Consider the following 19,271-nt stretch of genomic DNA (forward strand, 5'->3'; position numbering starts at 1 on the left):
AGATTTAGAGCACTTTTTGTTCTATTCAAAAAATTCCCCCAAGGTTTGAGCGGAGATTTGGGGGAGAAATTGATAATTAGTTCTGGAGAAGACTATAAATCAACTTTACTATTCAGTCTTGCCCATATAACGAATAGTTTAAGCAGTTTTAGCAATTTTGAAATATCAATTGTTATATTTACCTGCCCGTTGGTGTAACGAGTTATACTCTGACTTGTCGTTAATCCTTAATAAAGTACTCCCTTACTAATACTATCAGGCCAATAATAAACAATATAACACCCACACTGAAAGGGAAACCTAAAGATAAACTTTGTACTACTTCATCTCCATACTGTTTTGTACCGAAGATGGCATACCATAACCTTGATCCACTCCAAGCAGTGATACTTGGGACATATAAAGCAGCTGCCAGTATAATTCCTAAAGATATCAATGATCCCGTTAACATTAATATTCCGCCTATGATTACCTTCTTCATTAAAAGTCCTCCATTCGTATGACTAAAATAGTTTTCTGTCGCTATATTATATAACAATAGAAGTTGAACTAAACTGCCTATTAAAAGAAAGAAGCTGAACTTTTGATCAGCTTCTTTCTTAGTTTTATGGAACCAACTTCCCCGTTAATGTAACAAAATACTTGTGGACTACAATGAGCCTTGCCCATATTCATTCCAATATAGTTTTATATGCTTTTGTAGCGCAAAATCAAGATTAATATTATCATATTTCACTTCAACTTCAGCAGACATTATTGCCGTTCCCAAAGGCCCGCTAAGTCCTCTTGAACCTCCACTCATGCCAAGCTCAGGTAGCAATTCAGCTTGAGAGTACCAGCGTTCTGCATAATCCTTGGTACCTCCTGCATTTCTAACGATATATAGTCGGTGCAGAATGTTCATATCATCCCGATAGCCATAGTAAAAATAACCTTTGTCCTTAAGAGCATCCGTAATATTTATTTCTTCATTGTTGACACTTGCAATGAGCTGGTCCGAGAACTCTTTGACTACCCAATCGCCATCGTTTTCGCTACCCATGACGTCTGTATGGTTATCCGAAATTCTATAGTGTAGTGTGGTTCCATTAGCAAAGATAACTGTCTGTCCTCCTCCTTTGGAAAACTCCGCATAATCCGTAGCGGTCGTATTTTCATATGCATGCCCTTGTTCGCTTGATAATTGCTCATCATCTTTTTTAATAGAACAAGCAACAAGGGTTAGCACTAATATTAAAGGTATCGTTATTTGTAACACTTTTTTTATCATGGCTCGTTACTCTAGCTCCTTTTCTTTTGATTGCCTAATTGATTCACTTAGTCATCGGTACTGTATATCTTTTATGTGCCGGTTAGTTCACCGTAGAACAACCGACCAGTTACTCGGCTGTCTCCTGGAACTCCCACTATGCGCTCAAAGTGAATCTGCTACAAAACTCAAGGTAACACAATAAGAAACAGGTTTCACTTGATTAGAGGTGATACGCAAATTTGATTTTAAATACCGGATTGCTTTAAGAGTAAAGTCATAAAAAAATAGAGTTAGCACACTAACTCTATTGAGTAAAATATTAGAAAGGTAAAGTCAGTTGCTCTGGATCATTCATAAAATGATTGATTTGTTGATTCCCTAGCAAGTCCTCAGCCTCGTAAGGTTTGACTGGAAGAAAAGTAATGTGGAAAACATCTTTTTTGCGCACGTAAGACTCCACGGTGACTCCATGATTAACAAAGTCATTTAAGCACTCTTCAATAAAAGTTAGATTAATATCTTTTCTTTTACTACGAAATTGTATCTTATGAATGAAATATGTGTAATCGAATTCAGCAGTATATCCTGATTGTCGCAAGTAGCATAAGAATCTCTCTTTCTGCAAAGGGAAAATTAAATGCTCCGACATCCGATTCTCGAAATGAATTAACTTATCACTATATGCTCGAACGACCTGGCCCATCATGTAGTTTTGGTGAATATCCTCCGCAATCGTGATCTCTGCCATCTCGCCATCACCAAATTCTGTAATATGAAGCCGGTCAAAAATCCCAAATACCAAGGTTTCATTTTCCGTAAGTACGTTGAATTTAACATTAGCAAGTTTAGTCAAACGACTCTTTACCGAAAGGTAATTACTTTTGTTATCTGAACCGTGCGTCCTTCTTACTAAATCCCCGATCGTTACATATATTTTTCGTTCTTCAAAAAATAGTTTGCGATCTCGCATCGAAAGCACAGCCCTAAACAGTTTGGAATCTGTTTCATCAATGGCACGCAGAATTTGATCTTCATTGATGATTTCTTGATTCACGAGTGTCAGCAAGGAATAATTTTCATCCGGCTGATATTCACTAATATAGTGTAATTTGTTATCAATAACTACACTTTTTTTGGTTAATTTCATTCGTGACCATCCAGGATTTACAGCGGCATGATCCGTATAGACCAAAGGTTGATCAATAATGATTTTGTTAATGTTCCCGTCGAAGTTTTTGATAAGAATATCTGCGATGGTTACAATTGTATCTGATTTTATGGCTTTCTTAATCTGTAAAGGAGTCTTATCTTTGATATATAGGAAGTCGATAAGTCTGGATGTTTTATCATTTGCCCAGGAAGTTACCTCTTCAACACGCTTTGCATTTAACTCCTCTAGTGTATCCACTTCATAAATCTTTTTGAACTGATCCATGCCATACATTTCAATAAGCTCTTTCGCAAGGTCGAGTTCTTTTACAACTTCCACACGCTTGTTTTTTACTTTAGATATATTAGAAAGCTCTTGAAGAGACTTGAGCCAACGTTTCTTGGTTTTTTGTAATTCTTTAAAGGTATTTCTTCTTACTTCATGGATGTTGGCAGGTGTAAGCTCAGAAGAAATGATATCATGTAGGAAATCTCTAATGTTTCCTTCATTTAGTTTATTGTAGAGTTCTTCACATCTCAGGCCTAACTCATCCACAACTTGATTGATAAAATATTGGGGTACATGTTCCTCCATCAAAGCGTTTCACCTCCAGCACTATCATAACATATTGGTGATAAAATAACTCTCTAAAGAAGTTTTGTGAACGTTTCTATCATCAACGTGCGATTTTCTCTTCTTGTTTTTATGCATGAAGAAAAATGAAAAAAAAGTCAGTTTATCGTCTGTATTCGACAATAACTAGTCCTGATCTTGATTTTTCTCGAGGCAAATAGGGAGAAAGTCTCTTTAACTCATATGACAAATCCTCCAAAATATATGATGATATTACTTATAACAAGGAGGATACATATGAAAAGAAAATGGAAAGTGAGCATGATGCTTTTAGCAGGACTACTTCTTCCTACTACAGTTTGGGCAGCAGGAAAACAAATTACTGCTCAGTTGTCTCCGCAAATCATGATGCTCCTAGAGGGACGAGTTATTGGGACGCCTTCTGATGCACCAATTTCGTATAACGGAAAAACCTATGTACCACTTCGGATGGTCGGCGAGTCATTCGGGTATGACGTAAAATGGGATGGTTCAAACAATACCATCTCAATTACCGCTCCAGAAGAAGACTACCCTCTTATTAAAAATGATGCCGTTGAAATCCTGACCACAGAAGGAAACTATGACTATATAACCTCTATGGATAGCAAGTCCTTTCTTGGTGGCATCAACTTGGATTTCACTTATACACTGACCAAAGACGTTTCACGGCCACCGGTCATTGTGATGGAAACACTCACTAAAGACCATACAGTGCTAACAAGCGAAACGAAACTGCTAAAGACTAAAGCAGGCACTTATAAGGATTTTGTGATAGGAGATAAAAATCGTCTCCCTTATAGCGTGAAAATGAAGCGTGAGGATGTAATCAAACAAATGACCGAGGACTACTACTATCGTATTAAGATACAATAATAATGATCAAGAATACATATTGGTTACTCTGAGGTCTATGGCTTCCTAAAACTTTTCTGTTGGCAGGAACAAAGTTACAACAACCTAAAGCAGCCCGAACTATCTGGGCTGCTGTTATCTAATTCTACTTAAAACCCATTTTATGAATATCATCACTACGAATTTAACTCGACTTTATGGAATAGAGAGATCCGTTTTTACAAGGACACGGGTCTATTTTCACCGAAAATAATAGCAATTTGATACCAATTAATTAACTAATATATTATAATACTATTATTATGATTCCACAGAATCTAATGAAGTGAAGCTCTAACTTCTCTTCAATGTTGCCTTTCTAGGCAATAACAAAGGAGATTTTTTATGTATGAGAAAAACCTAAAGGGCTCCCCTCATAAGCTGTTATATTACCGTTACCGCCCCACGGGCGCTGAAGAATCCAAAATCAGGGTGGTGAATGATGAAGAACAAGCTTATATCAAGAAGGAACTCGAGAAGATCTACATACCCGAAGAAGAGATAAAAAAGTTTTCTTTAGACAAGCATGGTCAACCAATTCCACACGTGGATGGTCATATGACCATCATAAGCAATTACATATGGGATTATTGGGGACATTTCTTCAGTGCTGAAGGCGTGGCCTTATATGGACATCTCAAGCGATTCTGTTACGGCGACAAAGATTATTGCTGGCCAGATTTGAAATTGATTTCCCAGAAGATGAACAAGAGTCGAAATACTGTAAAAAAGATACTTGGAGTCTTAGAAAGGTATGGTTTTGTCGTCGTCTTCAACGTCCAAAATGCTGACAAGAACAACTTAGAGGAAAGTCCACTGTATAAAGTACGTAAGAAGGTCCCTTTCCTACCCATTGAGTTATATGAAAAGCTACCAACAGAACTAAGACTGGATCACGATCGATACATGCAGAGGCTTGTTGAGAATTTAGATGAGGTCATACATCTGGATCCTTCAGTCGATTTTACAGAGGTTTATGATAATGTAATCCGCAAAGGAACCATAGTACGAAAAGAAAAAACCATTCAGAGGCTACAGAAAGATACTCAAGCGAAAATCAAATCACTTGAAATGGAAATAACGGATCAGGATCGAAGTGTATGGAATGAAGTTCTTATCATTTTGCAAGCAAAAATGACTAAACCCTCTTTTGATACCTGGTTTAAACATTCATTTTGTATTAAACGTGATCGCACTGTTACTGTCTATTCCCCTACTCATTTTGCTTCGGAATGGCTGAGTAATCGAATGAACACCTTGATTCTTGATGGCTTGCTGCAGGTCGATCCGAATGTAGTACAAATTCAATATGATTATTTACATGAATAGAGCTGAGATAATAAGCGACATGCCTGCAGAGGAATTTTGCAGGCTTTTTTGTATTCTTTTCTTCTTGAGAGGTTTTTCGACCTGGATGGAGAAACGTGCATAGCAATACTATGTATACGAGTACTTCCTCTTTATCAAACAAGAGTAACCTTGAATAACCGGTATAGTATCCGTAAGTCAATTAAAGCTGCTTTTATATCTGTGTCACTCTGTGTCTCTAATTTTGAGAGGCAGCCTATAAAATTATGAAAAGCTACTTCTCAAAGAATAAACAGCTGTCTTTCAAATTTTGAGAGGTGGCACTTCTCATATGTTGATAAGCGGTAATTAAGCAAAAATATTGCCTCTCAAATGTTGAGAGGCTGGGTCTCAAATAAAGATAGCCGGTGAGGTCTCTCAAAAATTGAAGAATCCCTCTATACAATTTGAGACACTATATCTCAAAACTAGAGATACCCCCTCTCAACGTTTGAAGGACCTTCTCTCAAAACCTGAGAACAAATAATAACTATCTTTAATCCTTAGAAATAAGATTTACTAAGAAGTGAAATGGAAGAATAGATTTCATCACAAAAAAAGCGCAGCTGGGTAGCTGCGCTTTTTACTATTTTTTTGAGTTATTAAATTCATTCAGAAGTACATCTAACTCTTGCGAAATTTTCAGTGCTTCTTCAGACTGCAAACCATAGCGTATGCTTGCTCTGTGCAGTTCTGCTCGCTTCAGTTCTATTTTCACTTGAATAGCGGTATCCTTATCCACAATTGAACCCCCCCATTGAATATGCTGTATCGGTTGTTCCGATCCATCGTTATCTATTCCAATGTTGGTCATCATGAAGAATGCCTGAACGATGTAGTGTCTGCCACCAGTTACGGAAAGCATCATTGATGTTTTGACGTTCTTCGAGTGTTGGATAAGGTCCACCGAATCTTGTACCGGAAACCAGATAGGAATTGGTCAACCCCTTCTCATTCAGTTCATCTTCAATCCAAGATTCAAAGGCTCTGGCAAAAAGTTCATGTTCTCTTCGCCAGTAAGGACCGCGTTCTCTAGCATCAAGCAAAAAGTTACTTTCATCTGTAGGAATACCGAATGTAGTTGGAACCTCCATGCCTCCACGTTTCAACATATTACAATACATTAAGCCGATATCATTCCACATACGAGGTTTTATCCGATAGTTACTCTGTTTAAGGGCCATCATCGTAGCGTCGATATTGTAATTGTGCTGTTTCAGAAGTTCAGCCACTCTAGCTCGGTATCCGTGTTGCTCCCTGGGGAGAGGATATGGAACAACAACTTGTTTCAATCCTTCTCCCTCTTTGATTTCATTCATGAGCTCTTGAAAGGCTCTCCCGACATCATGAGGTAAGTGGGAACCCGGCACATTACCGGAGAGCGAAACCTGTCTTCCATTGGTATACCGATGGGACACGGAGTATAAATTGAAATCCAGTGCATGTGCCCATTCATGGCAAAGCGATCCACCGCCTCTGATTTTGGTAATGTTCATGATGTTGTTGCCCGGCTCGTAATGAGCTGAGGCAGCCCCAGAACCTCGTGCACCGAATGCAAGTCCTAATAATCCATAGAGTGAGGCGGCTTTTATAGGTAAGTCCAGGATCGTTACAAGATCTGTAAGTGCATGGCCACAACACAAGACGTGATATCTTCCAGCGACATCTTGCACCCACTGGCCAAATTGAATTCCACGGAATCCGAATAGCTCTACCAAATCTTCTGGGCGTCTAACACCAGATTCTTGGTCCGATTGCCGGACAACTTCTTCGGGCACAAGTCTTTCCCATTTTACTTTCGTCTCTCTACGCTGTTTCCTATTCTCTCCCCCTGTTTTTAGCCAATTCCAGTCCCTCCCCTGATCGGTATGAAACGCCTTTTGAATGAGAGATATGTATGCAGGACGCGTACTCCGGGTACCAAGGATCCATGTTTTAAACCGATCACCTAAAGCTAACCAGTACCGATAATTATCTAGTTCAGGTTTCTCTTGAATTTGGTGTGCGTAGGTTGCAAGCTTAGCGTGGTACACAGCTTCGGTTATCTGTTTGATGGCTTCCGTAAGTCTTTCCTTATCTCTGGCATCCGATAGAAGGGCTCTTAATGTCTCGACCGCCTTAATGAAGTCTGTACGTTGCCGAGGTGTATCCTCTGGACGCTGGCAGACTTTCGCCCAAATGAGTTTAATGGCGTAAGCAGCCTCGGAACAAAACCCGTCTGATTTGAGATCTTTTACATCCCAATCTTTTAACAATTCATTTTTACTTATTTTTTGGTATGCAATGGTTGGATCTTCTTCGATCGTTGTCCAATCTATACTGGACTGTTGATTCAAATGTTTTTTGGCACCTTTCAATTCTTCTCCAACGTCATGTACATAGATCTTCCTTGAAGTCTTCTTGGCTCCCTTAGGTGTAGAGCCAATAAACCGTTCAGCACCCTCGGGAGTGCCGATACCTTGAGATGTAGAATAGTCGAATAGTGAATACTGAGTCATTAAAATTACCTCCACGTCCTCCCGCACCTGGCGGGAGTATTTTTCTCCGCCAGTGACTGGGCAACATGGTTTTCTCGAGATTACATGATCTCATCCTCCTAGTTTTGAACGCAAAAAAGGAGACTAAACATACGTATCCCGTATGTGTTAAGTCTCCTGAAATGGTCCATGTTAAGCTAATTTCAATTAGCAGCTCCGTCTTTGTCACATGAAGTGACAAAGAAAATGAATGTTCTTCGTAATATGTTCAGTATACCGTAGAGAAGGATGATTGTAAAATTATTGAATCTTTTGTGCTGCCGATAGTGGTAATACATTAAGCATGTATTTTGATACGTTCCTTTACCGTGAACACAATGACTAAACATCGATTCTTCTTGATGCATATGTCACTTCAATAGTCGTATTGGTCAACAATCGCATCCCTTTTAAACCAAAGAATAATATGAATATTTGATCTATTACATTTCTTTACCAAGGACCACATTAAAAGATGCCGTTAGAGGTTTTTGTCCAGAATCATTTGGTATCACTGTAATTTCCACAATTAGATTTATAGAGTCAGGCAGATTAACTTGATCAATATTCTCAAAACCGACAAAGTAATAATGCTGTTCGTTTAATTCTATTAAGCCTCCATCGGTCGAGCCAGAAGTTGAAATTAAATTTCCGTCACTATAAAGCTTCTTTCAGACTGAATCCATTCATTTCATATCCGATCTTTATTTGTCCTTCCGTGTATTCAGCATTTCTTCAATTAATAGTACCCCTATCAACCATTTTTGTTTGAATTTCAATATTTCCTTCGGGCATCTCTGGTTTTTTTAATAAATAACCCGATCTAAAATACCATATAACACCCATTACAACTGCAACAAGTATAACAATAGCAATAATATACTTCTTTTCTTTTTTATCCATAATTCTTGCTCCTTACATCATGCCAAATAAAGATGAGGCCATAGAATAATTCATGAGCCTCATATTAGCATATTAAAGATGGAATGAGACATTTACTTGTTCCTTAGCTAAGGATGGTAGTGAGATAAATGAAGAGAGCAAAGCTCCTGCGAAAAATGTCTTAGTATTTTTTGATCCTATCATTTTATCCTCCATTCTTTCTTAGCTTTGTTACTACTTCATTTTCTTTCTGAAGAAATCGAACTTAATCACATAATCGAAAAGTGACGTAATTACAACAGCTCCTATTGGAATCAATAAATAAACCCATAACGGATTGTTTGGAGCTTCACCAGGAGGGCCATCAGTTAAAAAAACATAAAGAACAACACAATATATTATGGCCACTATAATACCAGTTATGTTTCTATTTTTCATCAATGTTAACACCTCTTGTTCTCATAAATTCAGAGTGTTATATGATAAATATAGAAACATTATAACACACATTTGTAATAATTTGCCTTAATTATTTAATAGTCAATAATATCTTTTCTAAATAACGGATTCTGTCGACCCAGGCCTCCACTCTACATGTCATCAACCACTGCACGGCTTTTGCAGAGTTAAAAAAGCCGATCCATTAAGGAACGACTTTAAATGTGTTATGTATGATGTTGTTGTTACGTCCTAAAAGCATGCACCCGAACGGTCTCCGCAAAAACTCTACGCTCTTTGCTATAAAAGCATAGCTACTTGTAACAATAGAGGACGAACAAGACCATTTTACTGATGTACCCAACGTTGTCCAAGCATTCTCCCTCTACACGCATAAAGTATTTATAAAGCGAGGTGATAAACATGTCTGTTCTATTCCTTGATTCACGTTTGTCCCTTCATAACATTTATAACTCTGGCACCCGAATAGTAATAGCAACCGCTGCTTTCGTAGGGGATATCGGTCTTCAAACAATTGCCGCTGTAGGAACTCCCAATCAAGAAAGCGTACGTGTTCAACTTTGGGGAACAATTGGTGTTTCTGCATCTACTCCAACTATAGTCAATATATATGTTGTCCGCGGAAATACCGGTACCATTCGTTTTGGTACTGTTGTATTTAATTCAAGAATTGACTTATCGGCTGGTACTACACTATTAAGTTTTACTGCAGGTGATTCCCCTTCAGCAAATGTTGTTGCAAATGGTCAGATTCGGTACACGATGCATGTATCAAGTACATTAGAAAAACCGGTAACCCTTGTTGGTCCTGTATCCTTCAATGGTTCAGCTCTTGCAAGGGGTTCATAAAAATGAAATAGGAATAAGGCGAGAAGAGGAACGCCTTGGTCTAATGCTGAAGTGTGCAGCCGTGCGTTTCATTCGGGCCTTTTTCTATGCTCCTATTGTTTCACGTAAAAAGTGCAATGTGGGGTCCGACATGCTCTCATTACAAAGCCAGTACGGATTTATTTTGGGTTCAAAATTTAATGTTTAATTAATACTTTATTAAACAAAACGAGCCCCATAATCTTTTAGGCTCGTTCGACTAGTCAGTCTCTATTCAAAAGTCACATTTTCACTTTTTTTATTCCAGTTGATTTTAAATTCAATTGGATCTTTTGTTTTCTCAGCATCAGTTACCACTCCAGAAATATTGAATGGTGTTTCATGTGACGTATAAGCTTTACCCTCTTGGTTAATATTCGTGCCGCTTACACTATATACGAGATCATCTATTTGTGTCTCATCCCCAATATATGCAAGGCTAAATGACCCTGATGATCTCTCAAACTTAATAACCCAGTGCTCACTTTCAGCCTGCTGTACACCCCCCGTCCCGCAAGCCCCTAATAAAACCAAAAGAAAAGTCAGACAAATAATTAACGACACTTTGCTCCTCATAATAAATCCCTCCCAGTTGTTTATAACCTAAAATGTGTATTTTAATTCAATTATTGAGACTCGAGTTAAGTAAATACCGACGTAATAAAACCCGAATTTTAGGAAGTATAAAACAAAAAAACAGAAAGAAGTTATTTAGTTCCATTTTAGCAACAATAATGTTATTAGGCTCCTTTTCCGTTGCTTACGCTATACCAACCGAAGAACAGTTTCCAAAGGGTTTAACAATTCCAGAAAGAATTGTACTAGCGCTGCAAGTTGTCTACAATTATAGGAAGTTGTTTTAGAGGAATGCTTAAGCTTCTTCCGGATAATCTAAATTCAATAAATCGGATTCTCGTCATTACATCGTATTCACCGAGAATTCCATCCAGCAGTATATAAATTGCGGATTTCATTTCGTCACTATACTGTGGAATAAATAGAGTTATATCCAACATGGTACCTTTTGGAATGGTCTCATAATCAAATGTTACATTGTCAGCTTTAAGAAGATAATTTCCAAAATTCACTTGTATGTCGGTTTCCATCCTAGGTCGGAAAGCCGTTACTTTCCACCCTTCCAGTGGAGGTGCGCTATCTACTAGCCCCTGAACCACGGGTATCATTTCTGTTATGCCTTCTCCACTAAGAACAAATTCTCTTATTCCCATATGTAATGAACTGAATTCAAAAGTCAATTCACCATGTACTCGCATTAGCTGTTCATGTAACTCGTCAAATAATTGTTCTTGTTCAGAAGTTACTAAGTTATGATACTTCTCATTATTTCTACTAAACCAGTCCCAAAAATGTTGTTCGATAGTGTTTTTTTTGAATAGTCTTTTTAGCATTGATTGCTCCTCGATCTCTTTGATTTGGTTGTACATGTGTATTTAGTAGCGTGTATTTGCTTCTATCATGGATCTTTAACGTGTTCAACAAGGTAGGTGATCAACCTGACAAGCTACCGCATGTCCTTATTTAATATATCTAAATCACTTGGTTTGTTTACAGTTGCTTTCCCGACAACATTATTTCTTTTATCTAAAAGCACAACCTCATTATGGGTTGACCATTCCAATTTTCCGAGAAAACGCAAATAAGCCCATTCATTGGGACGATCTCTAAAGGCCTCTACTCGAAGGATTTCTTCGTTATTTTTGTTTGCGACAATTAAAATTCCTTTTATACCCTTTACTTCATGCACTATATACAGACTGGCTTTATATTTTCGATTAGAGCTGACTAAAGGCTTTTTCCAGTACCATTCATTAATCAAGTTTTGGTTTTTTGCTATTTCCAATGCTCTTTCAAAAGGAACGGAATCCCAACCCTTTGCAAGTATGATAGAATAAATGCCTCTTCTCATTAAGTCCAGAGTGGCCTCTTTTTTCTCTTCATCATTTTTGGAGAAAAATGTATCTACATGGAATTGAACTTGTACTCTACAAACACCTGAAAAGTCTTTCACTCCAGGATCGGTTATGACATCAACTACTTCGATCAGCACTTTCCATGAATCAGAGGTCTTATATTGCTCAAATGACCGCTCAACTAATGAAGCGACACAACGGATTTCATCTCTGAATTGAATTCTTTTTTGTTTCCAATTTGCTTCGTAATCCTCTGGTGTTCCACTATTTATATACGGAATGTCCAAATCGAACTCTTTTAAAATGGACATTTTTCACCCCCATACTTCAATATAATATACCGTTTTCAGACAGTTTGGTTCCCTGCCTATTTAAAACAATATGACCGTTAGCTCTTTCGCTTACTTGAGTATCTAGGAACCCTTCCTAATGAATTATGTATTATTTGTAAAACCTCTAATCTGCAGTACAGACACCTTAACCTAACATACAATAGTCCCTTTAGATACGAGCAATTTTTTCCTTCCGTTAGCTGAACAAATGTGTGTAAATTTCGAAGAATAGATCTCACTTTATTAGACCAGTCCAAAAAATGCCTGAATACATATCTTCTAAAAACAAAATCCCACCGCAAAGAATCTTTGGCGGTGGGTCTTGAATGCCCGTATGCCGTTTAGAAGTTGGCAATGTTTACAAAACGGCTGTGATTGTGATCTCACCGTTCTTGAACAGCTCTAAAAATGGTTTCCCGTCTATTCTACTCTCATGTACCATTTGCTCATATTGCTCAAATACACGACCTTGAGTTCTATTTTCGCATACGAGGATAAATCCACTTTTACTTGAAAGGAAAGTATAAGGTTTATTCTTGAAGACAAATTCTATTTCTCTATGTTCCTCCATAAACTCAATGATTTGTTCGTAAGTTTCATTCATATGATCACCTTGTATCCTCTGCTATTCAACTATCTATCTCGATGCCATCCCGGTTAGTATGGACATCATCAAAATTCGGTTGTTTCTGTTCTGAAGAAATGGAACTTCTCTTTGAAAAGCTTAAAATACTGTATCGTCTCTTCTAGGTCCTCTTTATCCCTATAGATGTCCATTACTTTTCCTAACTCAATTGCAAAATCGACGTACTTATTTGCTTTTGCTGTGATCAGGTTTCCTTCTATGGTCACTCCTGCTGGGTTAGTAAGTAGTTGCTTTTTTTGTTCAGCAGATAACCTCTCCATATCTAGAAGCTGACTAGCTGAACAAATCGTGGCTATATATGCATTTCTTTGATCTAGCCTGTTAATTAAAGTGTTAAGGGCCGAGTGAGACTGGATGTCCTGAATATCTCCACCTGGGATTAGTAGAAGCTGAATGTCATCAGCTCTTAATTCAGGGATACTTACGGAAGGTATCAGTTTAAATCCTTCATATGAAGTTACGGGATCCGTAGATAACCCAACAGTAACCATGTCTCCTTTCGTTTTTAGTAAATACGTTGCAAGCATAATCTCAAAACTAACAAATCCATCATAGATGAGGACATGCAACTTCATAATACACTCCTATCGATTTGAATTAATTAAACCTTGAATGTTGAGTTCAGTCGAGCAAAAGGCAAGAACGGGATTGCGATCAGCAATCCCGTTAACAAGTTCTCAATGTTTTACACTTAGCTGTGTAAGAACATATCTATACTCCTTACCTGTCTTTACTTTCTTCACCGTAGCATCGACACGGCTTACAATCATGTCATTAGAATCTTCCGGATCATATAAATGTCCATTCACTCTGTATTGGTTGCTTCCCATATCGTAAAGTTCATCTACCTGAACATATAAGACTCTTTCTCCATCAGCACCATCAAAGACGTACCCTTTTCCATTGTATTTCAGATTGAGTACGGAGCGATGATTTTTAAATGTGATATTGAAATACTTTAATATGGAGGTTTCCACAGATGATCTAGATATATAGAGCTTTCCATTCATCGAACTTATTCTGGAGTTAAAGTTGTTGATGTAGTTATGCCATACCCCGAAGCGAATGAGATCGGAACTACTTACTTTCTTCGCATCAAATTTGTAAAGTTGTAGTTCAGTGAAGTTGCTAAGAAACACCCCTAACTTCTTGGACTCCGTCGATGAAAGATCTACCTTCTTGTTTAGCTTAAATGTTCCCTTAGGGAAAGAGTAATCCGACGTTTCTTTTCCGGACCAAGTCACTGTCACGCTTTCCTTTTTCACGCTTATCGTCATTTTTCCATTGTTATATTCGTCCTTATATGTAAAGCTCGCGGTTCCTTGTGAATTGAACGTAGCCTTTCCGGTGATGAAACTGCTCCGGTATCTCCCCTTCGCATTCAAAAAACTGTTTCTGCTGTCGTTGGTGGGTAGATAGTAATCGTTGGATACCTCTATTTCGACTTGATTTCCTTTGTCCTTCATCCTCAACAACATTTGATTCATCCCGTAAGAGCCAATATCATACTGGTCGCTCCATGTACCTGTATAACGGCTAGCAGCATAGGATGCTTGGCTCATAGCAAGATTTGCAATGAAAAAGATGAGGACTAAACTAAGCATAATAGATTTCTTTAACATGGTAACTCTCCTTTAAATTCTACATTATCCAACGGATCCATCTATTTTAAAGCTTGTTTTCATTAACCGTTTCCACTCTTCTAAAACCTCTTTCTCCTTCCCATAGATGTCTTCGTGGGCAACAATTTCGATTACACCCACCTGATCTTCTTTAAAAAATACGATATAAGATAATATGGCCCCTTGATCTTTCTCAACAATCGTATAAAGCTTGTTTACTACGCCTGGTTGATCTTCTTTAATATTGCCAGACATTAAATTTGCTCGGTGCAAATACTCTTCATACGATTCTTCAAGGACAAGTCCTTCTTGATTTGAATAGGACGATAGCATGTAATCAGAATAAGAAGAGATTTGCAAAAGATTACTTTGATAAAAGATGGTTGAGATGGTTCCATCTTCGTTTTGGATAACGAGTGGATCTCCCCAAGACAAATCATAGTTCACTGTATATCCAATGGTTTGATCGTAATAACTTCCGTAGTGATCCGAAATTTTAGTGGTGTAATTGTCTTCATACCAGCGCTGACCGTTTCCGCCAACGTAAATGACATAGCGTTTATTGGGTTGATCCCATTTACTGACGAGATCAAATCCGTTGGTTAATGTACGAATAGGGATCCAAACCACACCGTCATAGACGAAAGGTTCTTTCTCTACATATTTCATAACCCCATTTAGAAAGATCTTTTTACTTCCAACATACGTGGTCAGTACCTTGTTATCCAAGGATATCGTAATTTTTTGATCATCGTTTTTGTACCTGACGGATCCCCCAAGCTCCCTCACCATATTTCTAGCTGGAACATAAATCGTACCGTTCTCTAAAACGGGCGAAAGCCCCCACATCGCGTCAAGTACGGTTAGCTGACCATTAACCAATATCTGTTGGTTTCCCGCCTGAATAATAATTTGTTTACCTAGGTTTGATTTGTTTTCTAAGGCGTCCATAGGTAGTGCGATCTGAGCGCAGAGTAAGCTAAAAACCAAACACGATAAAACTAGCTTCTTTTTAATATGCAATAGAATCCCCCTTCAAAATTTATATTACTTTGGCATATTTTTCATAAGCCTATTTGATTATAGGTAAGATGGACATGATAATCAATTGTTTTAAACTAGAGCAATACTGTAATTAATGATTCAATATCTAGAAACTAATTTGTTTTTTTAAAATTACTTATGTTAATATTATCCTAAAATGGAGGGGGTATTTACACGTTGAAGAAATTATCTTGGATGCTAGCATTAACATTGATATCAGCTACTTTAGTGACAGGATGTAGTGAATCAGCTACTCCAAATGAGTCTGAGGCACAGACTCCTGTTGAAAATTCCGATATACAAATGCCTAATGAAAGCCCAACTTCTCAAGCAACAGAAGAAGCCATTAAAGCAGCTGAAGTTTACAAGTTGAAAGAATATACAATTAGCGAGGTTCCGGAATCACCTTTGAATATTGATACTGTTACCGAGCGAAATCAAGAGTTGGAATCTTTTTTTGCAGAAAACTTCACAGAAAAACCTGTTAATGCAACTAATGTTGTAATGCCTTTACGCGCAGCTGAAACTCACCAAGCTTCATTGAAGCCAGAAAACATAAAATTTACAGTTTATCAGGAAATTGAGGATTATGTAGATCTTGATTACACACTGGATCTTAAAATAGAAAAGCAAAGCGGGGATAGTGAGAGTGTTCCATTAGAAGGAAGACTATCTTTAGTAAACAAAAATGATAAGTGGCTTATTCAAGCTGACACTTTTGATACTGAAGCTTACGAGATACTTATGCCACAAAATAAAAAGTAATGAACAATTAGTATAGTAAATTTAAAGGTCCATATTAGCAATGCTTGGGCCTATTTGATTTTTATTTCTTAAGAAGGCATAGTAATGATTTATTCATCCGAATCATTAAGTACTCCAATCGCTCTCTTCTTTTAAGCTACTGTTATATAAACGCCTTCACCAAATACGTCGATCCAGTATTGATGACGTGGGAGTAAAGGTACCAGTTTTCTTATGATGATAAATGCATGCTTCGAACCAGTGAAATTCACTCAAAGTTAGCTTGTGATCTACATATTGGGTTATAACCATCTCACTTGTTCCCGTATCACACATTGTTCGAACCGGTTTAGGCGGCAAGGCTTTTTGCCCGCTTGTGTTATCTTTCCTTTCAACAAAGTCATTGAATTTTACACGAAACAGAAATTTCATCGACTTGCGAATGAAGGCAGCAACGTTTGCTACCGAAATTTGTGAATTTATTTCTGTTGGGATGCCTACCCGTTTCTTTGTCCAGCCGGTAAAAAGCTAATCTCTACACCCGACCCGTTATTCTCTAGACGATATATCACCACACCATTTCTTTGCAGACAAAATTATCAAATTCTTATTCAGAATTCAGACAGCTTTGAGTAAAGTTATGGAGAGCCCATGTTAACAGTCTCTTTAAGCCAAAATGAGTTGACAGTTACCCTTTCTGCAGTTTAATTACGTATACTTTCACAAAAGTTCTATTAACCATTTTCGTTTGTCTGTTCAGAGATAATCCACGTGCCATCGGTTTTCTCAAATACAAATAAGGCTAGCCCTAACTCTTGTTTTGTATCATATTTTATGGTAGTTTCATCACTTCCAATGTTCTCCGACATGAAGTTGATTGATTCTAGTTGGATACTTTCGACTTTCTACAGAAGTTAAAGGTTTATATGATTTAAACGTCTTCTGCATACCTCTTAGTTCTCCTATCGTATGTAGTTTTTTTACTAATGACGTAAATGAGTATAACAGTTATTCTCTGTTGCTATATAGACTTTAAGCAATCAAAGATAGGTTCCATTTCTGTAAGTTCAGATGGGACATTTTAAACCGGATTCAACTTTTTTTAATGATTGTTTTTACTCGATGGTTGTTAAATTACTTTGTCATTTACCTATATATGTGAGAGAGAAAATAGCGGCCGCTAAATTCTAATCTTAAACTACTTAATATGGGGGAATTAGAATGACAGTAGCTCAACATATTTCATACAGTCACAATGGTGAGACCGTCCACACGATTAAAGCAGATTTGGCAGCAATTTCTGTGGTTGACGTTGGTGCAAAGTCCGTTAAAGATCAAGCATATTTCGGTGTAAATGGGACCTTTTTCTCGGGTGCAACTTTAGTCGGAATTGCTATGCAAAATGGTAGCGCAGTTCGATCAGGAGGTACACGCACCGGTCAGGCTTGTGGCACGCTAACGAAGCGAGGTACTATGTTTTGTTACAACGGTGGATCTTCAATCACGACTGGTGTAGTGGATTATGCCAGCGAAGCAAGTTTAAGTAATGTAAAATGGGCCATTGGTGGGTATAGTTTGTTTCCGAATGTCTCCTATGCCAACTCTGATGCGTTCTACACAGCAATTCATGGTAAAGATGCTGCAGGTGACTGCAATAAGACCAAAGCAGGAAGCCAAAATGCATTTCGCTTTGGTCCAACGACAAAGAACCAAAGGACTGCAATCGGTTGGGACGGATCAAAAATTTGGCTGGCTGTCTTTGCCAATGAAAATGCTTGGGGAGTTAGACAGTTTATGATCAATCGTGGTTGTAATCTAGCCATCATGTTGGATGGTGGTGGATCTTCTCAAATGAAATACGCTAATGTTCGAAACGGAAACCCTGTTCCAGCCAACTTTGATCCTCGAGGCGAAAATAGACCGATTTATACAATGGTCAGAGTCGCTGCAACGGATTGGGTTTAAAACAACTAAAAAGCGATGTTGCTCAAGCACATCGCTTTTTTTTCATGTGTACATAAATCTAAATCAAATATCATATTAACTCAGTAGTGTATTAATCAATATCATAGATTTTCCACTCTCCGTTAATTTTGTGAAAGACGTACATTGTTGAACCTGGAGAATCACCTTCTGTTGTTACTGTAGCACTGATGGTTCCTTGAGTCTCGGTAACCCCATCAATACTGTCAATTTTCAAATCTGCAATCTTTTTAGAATTCATCTGATTTATAGGTGTGTTTGGTTCGTCGCTAATAAGAGCCATATATGCTGTTTCATCACCTTCATTTCTGTACTTTGTAGATAGATTTAATAATTTGACTAATTCTTGTTCCTCGCCTTCATATTTCGATTCATCAACAAATATCTGTTGATCCTCTTTGGCTTGATCTTCTTCTGTTTGATTGGACTCTTGCCCTGTAGATGGAGCTGGATCTGGCGCCTTGGCCTCATCAGATCCACAAGCTGATATAAGTAACACACTTAAAACGATACTACTCGCTAATAATGCCCTTTTTATATTCATTACTACATCCTCCTAACCTAAGTAACATTCATTACAATAGACGCAAATAAATCCAATAAGTTACATTTATTCCGTGAAGGCCTTGAAAGTGAAATGCTTCTTGTCTGACCTTTTACCCCAGTGCAGCTCTATTTAGTGTGTAAGGCTTGTATACATAATCAAACAGCAGAGTATATTCTGATTAGTTAATACGATAGGAAACCGTTATTTAGATTCAACTCAATATTATGTCTCATTAGACTAAAGATTACGTAGACTATTAAAGATAAGCATCATTTTATGAGATTTTTATGCTCTAAGTGTACTATCTGTTGGTCAACTATCGCTATTGTGGAATAACACGAACATTAGCTTGTTAGATACACATCTTATTCATGTTTGTTTTAGTCTTTCCATATAGATATGCATAAAAGCCAAAACCTACAGTAACCCTCTTGAATCAAAGG

At 37.7% G+C, this 19,271-nt stretch carries 20 protein-coding genes; 5 read left to right on the top strand and 15 right to left on the bottom strand.

Annotated features, from left to right (window positions below):
- Positions 1-220: 220 nt before the first annotated feature.
- The 3 genes from MHB82_RS30085 to MHB82_RS30095 form a co-directional block, all read right to left on the bottom strand.
- Positions 221-481 carry a hypothetical protein gene (locus MHB82_RS30085; RefSeq protein ID WP_341176768.1) on the bottom strand — a complete coding sequence of 87 codons (261 nt, stop codon included), beginning with the start codon at positions 479-481 and terminating at the stop codon, positions 221-223.
- Positions 482-649: 168 nt separating this feature from the next.
- A complete protein-coding gene (locus MHB82_RS30090) occupies positions 650-1,270 on the bottom strand; it encodes a hypothetical protein (protein WP_341176769.1) in 621 nt (206 codons plus the stop codon).
- Positions 1,271-1,571: 301 nt separating this feature from the next.
- Entirely contained in the window at positions 1,572-2,996 is a 1,425-nt protein-coding gene (locus MHB82_RS30095) for a hypothetical protein (protein ID WP_341176770.1), read from the bottom strand.
- A 276-nt stretch (positions 2,997-3,272) separates the two neighbouring features.
- On the opposite strand from MHB82_RS30095, the gene MHB82_RS30100 reads away from it, so the two are divergent.
- Positions 3,273-3,890 carry a copper amine oxidase N-terminal domain-containing protein gene (locus tag MHB82_RS30100; RefSeq protein ID WP_341176771.1) on the top strand — a complete coding sequence of 206 codons (618 nt, stop codon included), beginning with the start codon at positions 3,273-3,275 and terminating at the stop codon, positions 3,888-3,890.
- A gap of 363 nt (positions 3,891-4,253) precedes the next feature.
- Positions 4,254-5,237: a DnaA N-terminal domain-containing protein gene (locus MHB82_RS30105; RefSeq protein ID WP_341176772.1), complete on the top strand. Its 984-nt coding sequence runs from the start codon at positions 4,254-4,256 to the stop codon at positions 5,235-5,237.
- A gap of 604 nt (positions 5,238-5,841) precedes the next feature.
- Here the strand turns inward: MHB82_RS30105 and MHB82_RS30110 are convergent.
- The 4 genes from MHB82_RS30110 to MHB82_RS30125 all read right to left on the bottom strand — a co-directional run bounded on the left by MHB82_RS30110 (position 5,842) and on the right by MHB82_RS30125 (position 9,091).
- Positions 5,842-6,069: an aspartyl-phosphate phosphatase Spo0E family protein gene (locus MHB82_RS30110; RefSeq protein WP_341176773.1), complete on the bottom strand. Its 228-nt coding sequence runs from the start codon at positions 6,067-6,069 to the stop codon at positions 5,842-5,844.
- The gene (locus MHB82_RS30115; RefSeq protein WP_341176774.1) at positions 6,047-7,753 is read right to left on the bottom strand and encodes an LPD1 domain-containing protein; all 1,707 of its coding nucleotides are present in this window, start codon (positions 7,751-7,753) and stop codon (positions 6,047-6,049) included. Before MHB82_RS30115 ends, MHB82_RS30110 begins: the two co-directional genes overlap by 23 nt.
- A 753-nt stretch (positions 7,754-8,506) precedes the next feature.
- On the bottom strand, positions 8,507-8,674 hold the full coding sequence (locus MHB82_RS30120) for a hypothetical protein (protein WP_341176775.1): 168 nt from the start codon (positions 8,672-8,674) through the stop codon (positions 8,507-8,509).
- Positions 8,675-8,887: 213 nt separating this feature from the next.
- Entirely contained in the window at positions 8,888-9,091 is a 204-nt protein-coding gene (locus MHB82_RS30125) for a hypothetical protein (protein WP_341176776.1), read from the bottom strand.
- Positions 9,092-9,514: 423 nt separating this feature from the next.
- Between MHB82_RS30125 and MHB82_RS30130 the strand changes: the two genes are divergently transcribed.
- Positions 9,515-9,961, top strand: a complete 447-nt coding sequence (locus tag MHB82_RS30130) for a hypothetical protein (RefSeq protein WP_341176777.1) — start codon at positions 9,515-9,517, stop codon at positions 9,959-9,961.
- Positions 9,962-10,210: 249 nt separating this feature from the next.
- Here the strand turns inward: MHB82_RS30130 and MHB82_RS30135 are convergent, their stop codons facing one another.
- The 7 genes from MHB82_RS30135 to MHB82_RS30165 all read right to left on the bottom strand — a co-directional run bounded on the left by MHB82_RS30135 (position 10,211) and on the right by MHB82_RS30165 (position 15,533).
- Positions 10,211-10,555: a hypothetical protein gene (locus tag MHB82_RS30135; protein ID WP_341176778.1), complete on the bottom strand. Its 345-nt coding sequence runs from the start codon at positions 10,553-10,555 to the stop codon at positions 10,211-10,213.
- A gap of 245 nt (positions 10,556-10,800) precedes the next feature.
- Positions 10,801-11,388, bottom strand: coding sequence for a hypothetical protein (locus tag MHB82_RS30140; RefSeq protein WP_341176779.1), 588 nt, complete (start codon positions 11,386-11,388; stop codon positions 10,801-10,803).
- Positions 11,389-11,501: 113 nt separating this feature from the next.
- A complete protein-coding gene (locus MHB82_RS30145; protein WP_341176780.1) occupies positions 11,502-12,221 on the bottom strand; it encodes a hypothetical protein in 720 nt (239 codons plus the stop codon).
- 379 nt (positions 12,222-12,600) lie between these two features.
- Complete coding sequence (locus MHB82_RS30150) at positions 12,601-12,846, bottom strand: hypothetical protein (protein WP_341176781.1); 246 nt, start codon at positions 12,844-12,846, stop codon at positions 12,601-12,603.
- Between the two features lie 68 nt (positions 12,847-12,914).
- Positions 12,915-13,463 (bottom strand): DJ-1/PfpI family protein, encoded by a 549-nt coding sequence (locus MHB82_RS30155; protein WP_341176782.1) that lies wholly within the window; start codon positions 13,461-13,463, stop codon positions 12,915-12,917.
- A 102-nt stretch (positions 13,464-13,565) separates the two neighbouring features.
- Positions 13,566-14,510 carry a hypothetical protein gene (locus MHB82_RS30160; protein ID WP_341176783.1) on the bottom strand — a complete coding sequence of 315 codons (945 nt, stop codon included), beginning with the start codon at positions 14,508-14,510 and terminating at the stop codon, positions 13,566-13,568.
- A 24-nt stretch (positions 14,511-14,534) separates the two neighbouring features.
- A complete protein-coding gene (locus tag MHB82_RS30165) occupies positions 14,535-15,533 on the bottom strand; it encodes a stalk domain-containing protein (RefSeq protein ID WP_341176784.1) in 999 nt (332 codons plus the stop codon).
- A gap of 198 nt (positions 15,534-15,731) precedes the next feature.
- Here MHB82_RS30165 and MHB82_RS30170 point away from each other — a divergent pair, with 198 nt between their 5' ends.
- Both MHB82_RS30170 and MHB82_RS30175 read left to right on the top strand, forming a co-directional pair.
- Positions 15,732-16,319: a hypothetical protein gene (locus MHB82_RS30170; RefSeq protein WP_341176785.1), complete on the top strand. Its 588-nt coding sequence runs from the start codon at positions 15,732-15,734 to the stop codon at positions 16,317-16,319.
- 1,200 nt (positions 16,320-17,519) lie between these two features.
- Entirely contained in the window at positions 17,520-18,263 is a 744-nt protein-coding gene (locus MHB82_RS30175) for a phosphodiester glycosidase family protein (RefSeq protein WP_341176786.1), read from the top strand.
- A 91-nt stretch (positions 18,264-18,354) separates the two neighbouring features.
- On the opposite strand, the gene MHB82_RS30180 is transcribed toward MHB82_RS30175, so the two are convergent.
- The gene (locus tag MHB82_RS30180) at positions 18,355-18,825 is read right to left on the bottom strand and encodes a hypothetical protein (protein ID WP_341176787.1); all 471 of its coding nucleotides are present in this window, start codon (positions 18,823-18,825) and stop codon (positions 18,355-18,357) included.
- Positions 18,826-19,271 lie beyond the last annotated feature (446 nt).

This window comes from Paenibacillus sp. FSL K6-2862 (assembly GCF_038005125.1).
Taxonomy (GTDB): Bacteria; Bacillota; Bacilli; order Paenibacillales; family Paenibacillaceae; genus Paenibacillus; species Paenibacillus illinoisensis_A.

Bases quoted from the DNA above. Each gene is read 5' to 3' on its own strand.
- MHB82_RS30085 (WP_341176768.1), bottom strand. From the start codon at position 481: ATGAAGAAGGTAATCATAGGCGGAATATTAATGTTAACGGGATCATTG.
- MHB82_RS30090 (WP_341176769.1), bottom strand. From the start codon at position 1,270: ATGATAAAAAAAGTGTTACAAATAACGATACCTTTAATATTAGTGCTA.
- MHB82_RS30095 (WP_341176770.1), bottom strand. From the start codon at position 2,996: ATGGAGGAACATGTACCCCAATATTTTATCAATCAAGTTGTGGATGAG.
- MHB82_RS30100 (WP_341176771.1), top strand. From the start codon at position 3,273: ATGAAAAGAAAATGGAAAGTGAGCATGATGCTTTTAGCAGGACTACTT.
- MHB82_RS30105 (WP_341176772.1), top strand. From the start codon at position 4,254: ATGTATGAGAAAAACCTAAAGGGCTCCCCTCATAAGCTGTTATATTAC.
- MHB82_RS30110 (WP_341176773.1), bottom strand. From the start codon at position 6,069: ATGACCAACATTGGAATAGATAACGATGGATCGGAACAACCGATACAG.
- MHB82_RS30115 (WP_341176774.1), bottom strand. From the start codon at position 7,753: ATGACTCAGTATTCACTATTCGACTATTCTACATCTCAAGGTATCGGC.
- MHB82_RS30120 (WP_341176775.1), bottom strand. From the start codon at position 8,674: ATGGATAAAAAAGAAAAGAAGTATATTATTGCTATTGTTATACTTGTT.
- MHB82_RS30125 (WP_341176776.1), bottom strand. From the start codon at position 9,091: ATGAAAAATAGAAACATAACTGGTATTATAGTGGCCATAATATATTGT.
- MHB82_RS30130 (WP_341176777.1), top strand. From the start codon at position 9,515: ATGTCTGTTCTATTCCTTGATTCACGTTTGTCCCTTCATAACATTTAT.
- MHB82_RS30135 (WP_341176778.1), bottom strand. From the start codon at position 10,555: ATGAGGAGCAAAGTGTCGTTAATTATTTGTCTGACTTTTCTTTTGGTT.
- MHB82_RS30140 (WP_341176779.1), bottom strand. From the start codon at position 11,388: ATGCTAAAAAGACTATTCAAAAAAAACACTATCGAACAACATTTTTGG.
- MHB82_RS30145 (WP_341176780.1), bottom strand. From the start codon at position 12,221: ATGTCCATTTTAAAAGAGTTCGATTTGGACATTCCGTATATAAATAGT.
- MHB82_RS30150 (WP_341176781.1), bottom strand. From the start codon at position 12,846: ATGAATGAAACTTACGAACAAATCATTGAGTTTATGGAGGAACATAGA.
- MHB82_RS30155 (WP_341176782.1), bottom strand. From the start codon at position 13,463: ATGAAGTTGCATGTCCTCATCTATGATGGATTTGTTAGTTTTGAGATT.
- MHB82_RS30160 (WP_341176783.1), bottom strand. From the start codon at position 14,510: ATGTTAAAGAAATCTATTATGCTTAGTTTAGTCCTCATCTTTTTCATT.
- MHB82_RS30175 (WP_341176786.1), top strand. From the start codon at position 17,520: ATGACAGTAGCTCAACATATTTCATACAGTCACAATGGTGAGACCGTC.
- MHB82_RS30180 (WP_341176787.1), bottom strand. From the start codon at position 18,825: ATGAATATAAAAAGGGCATTATTAGCGAGTAGTATCGTTTTAAGTGTG.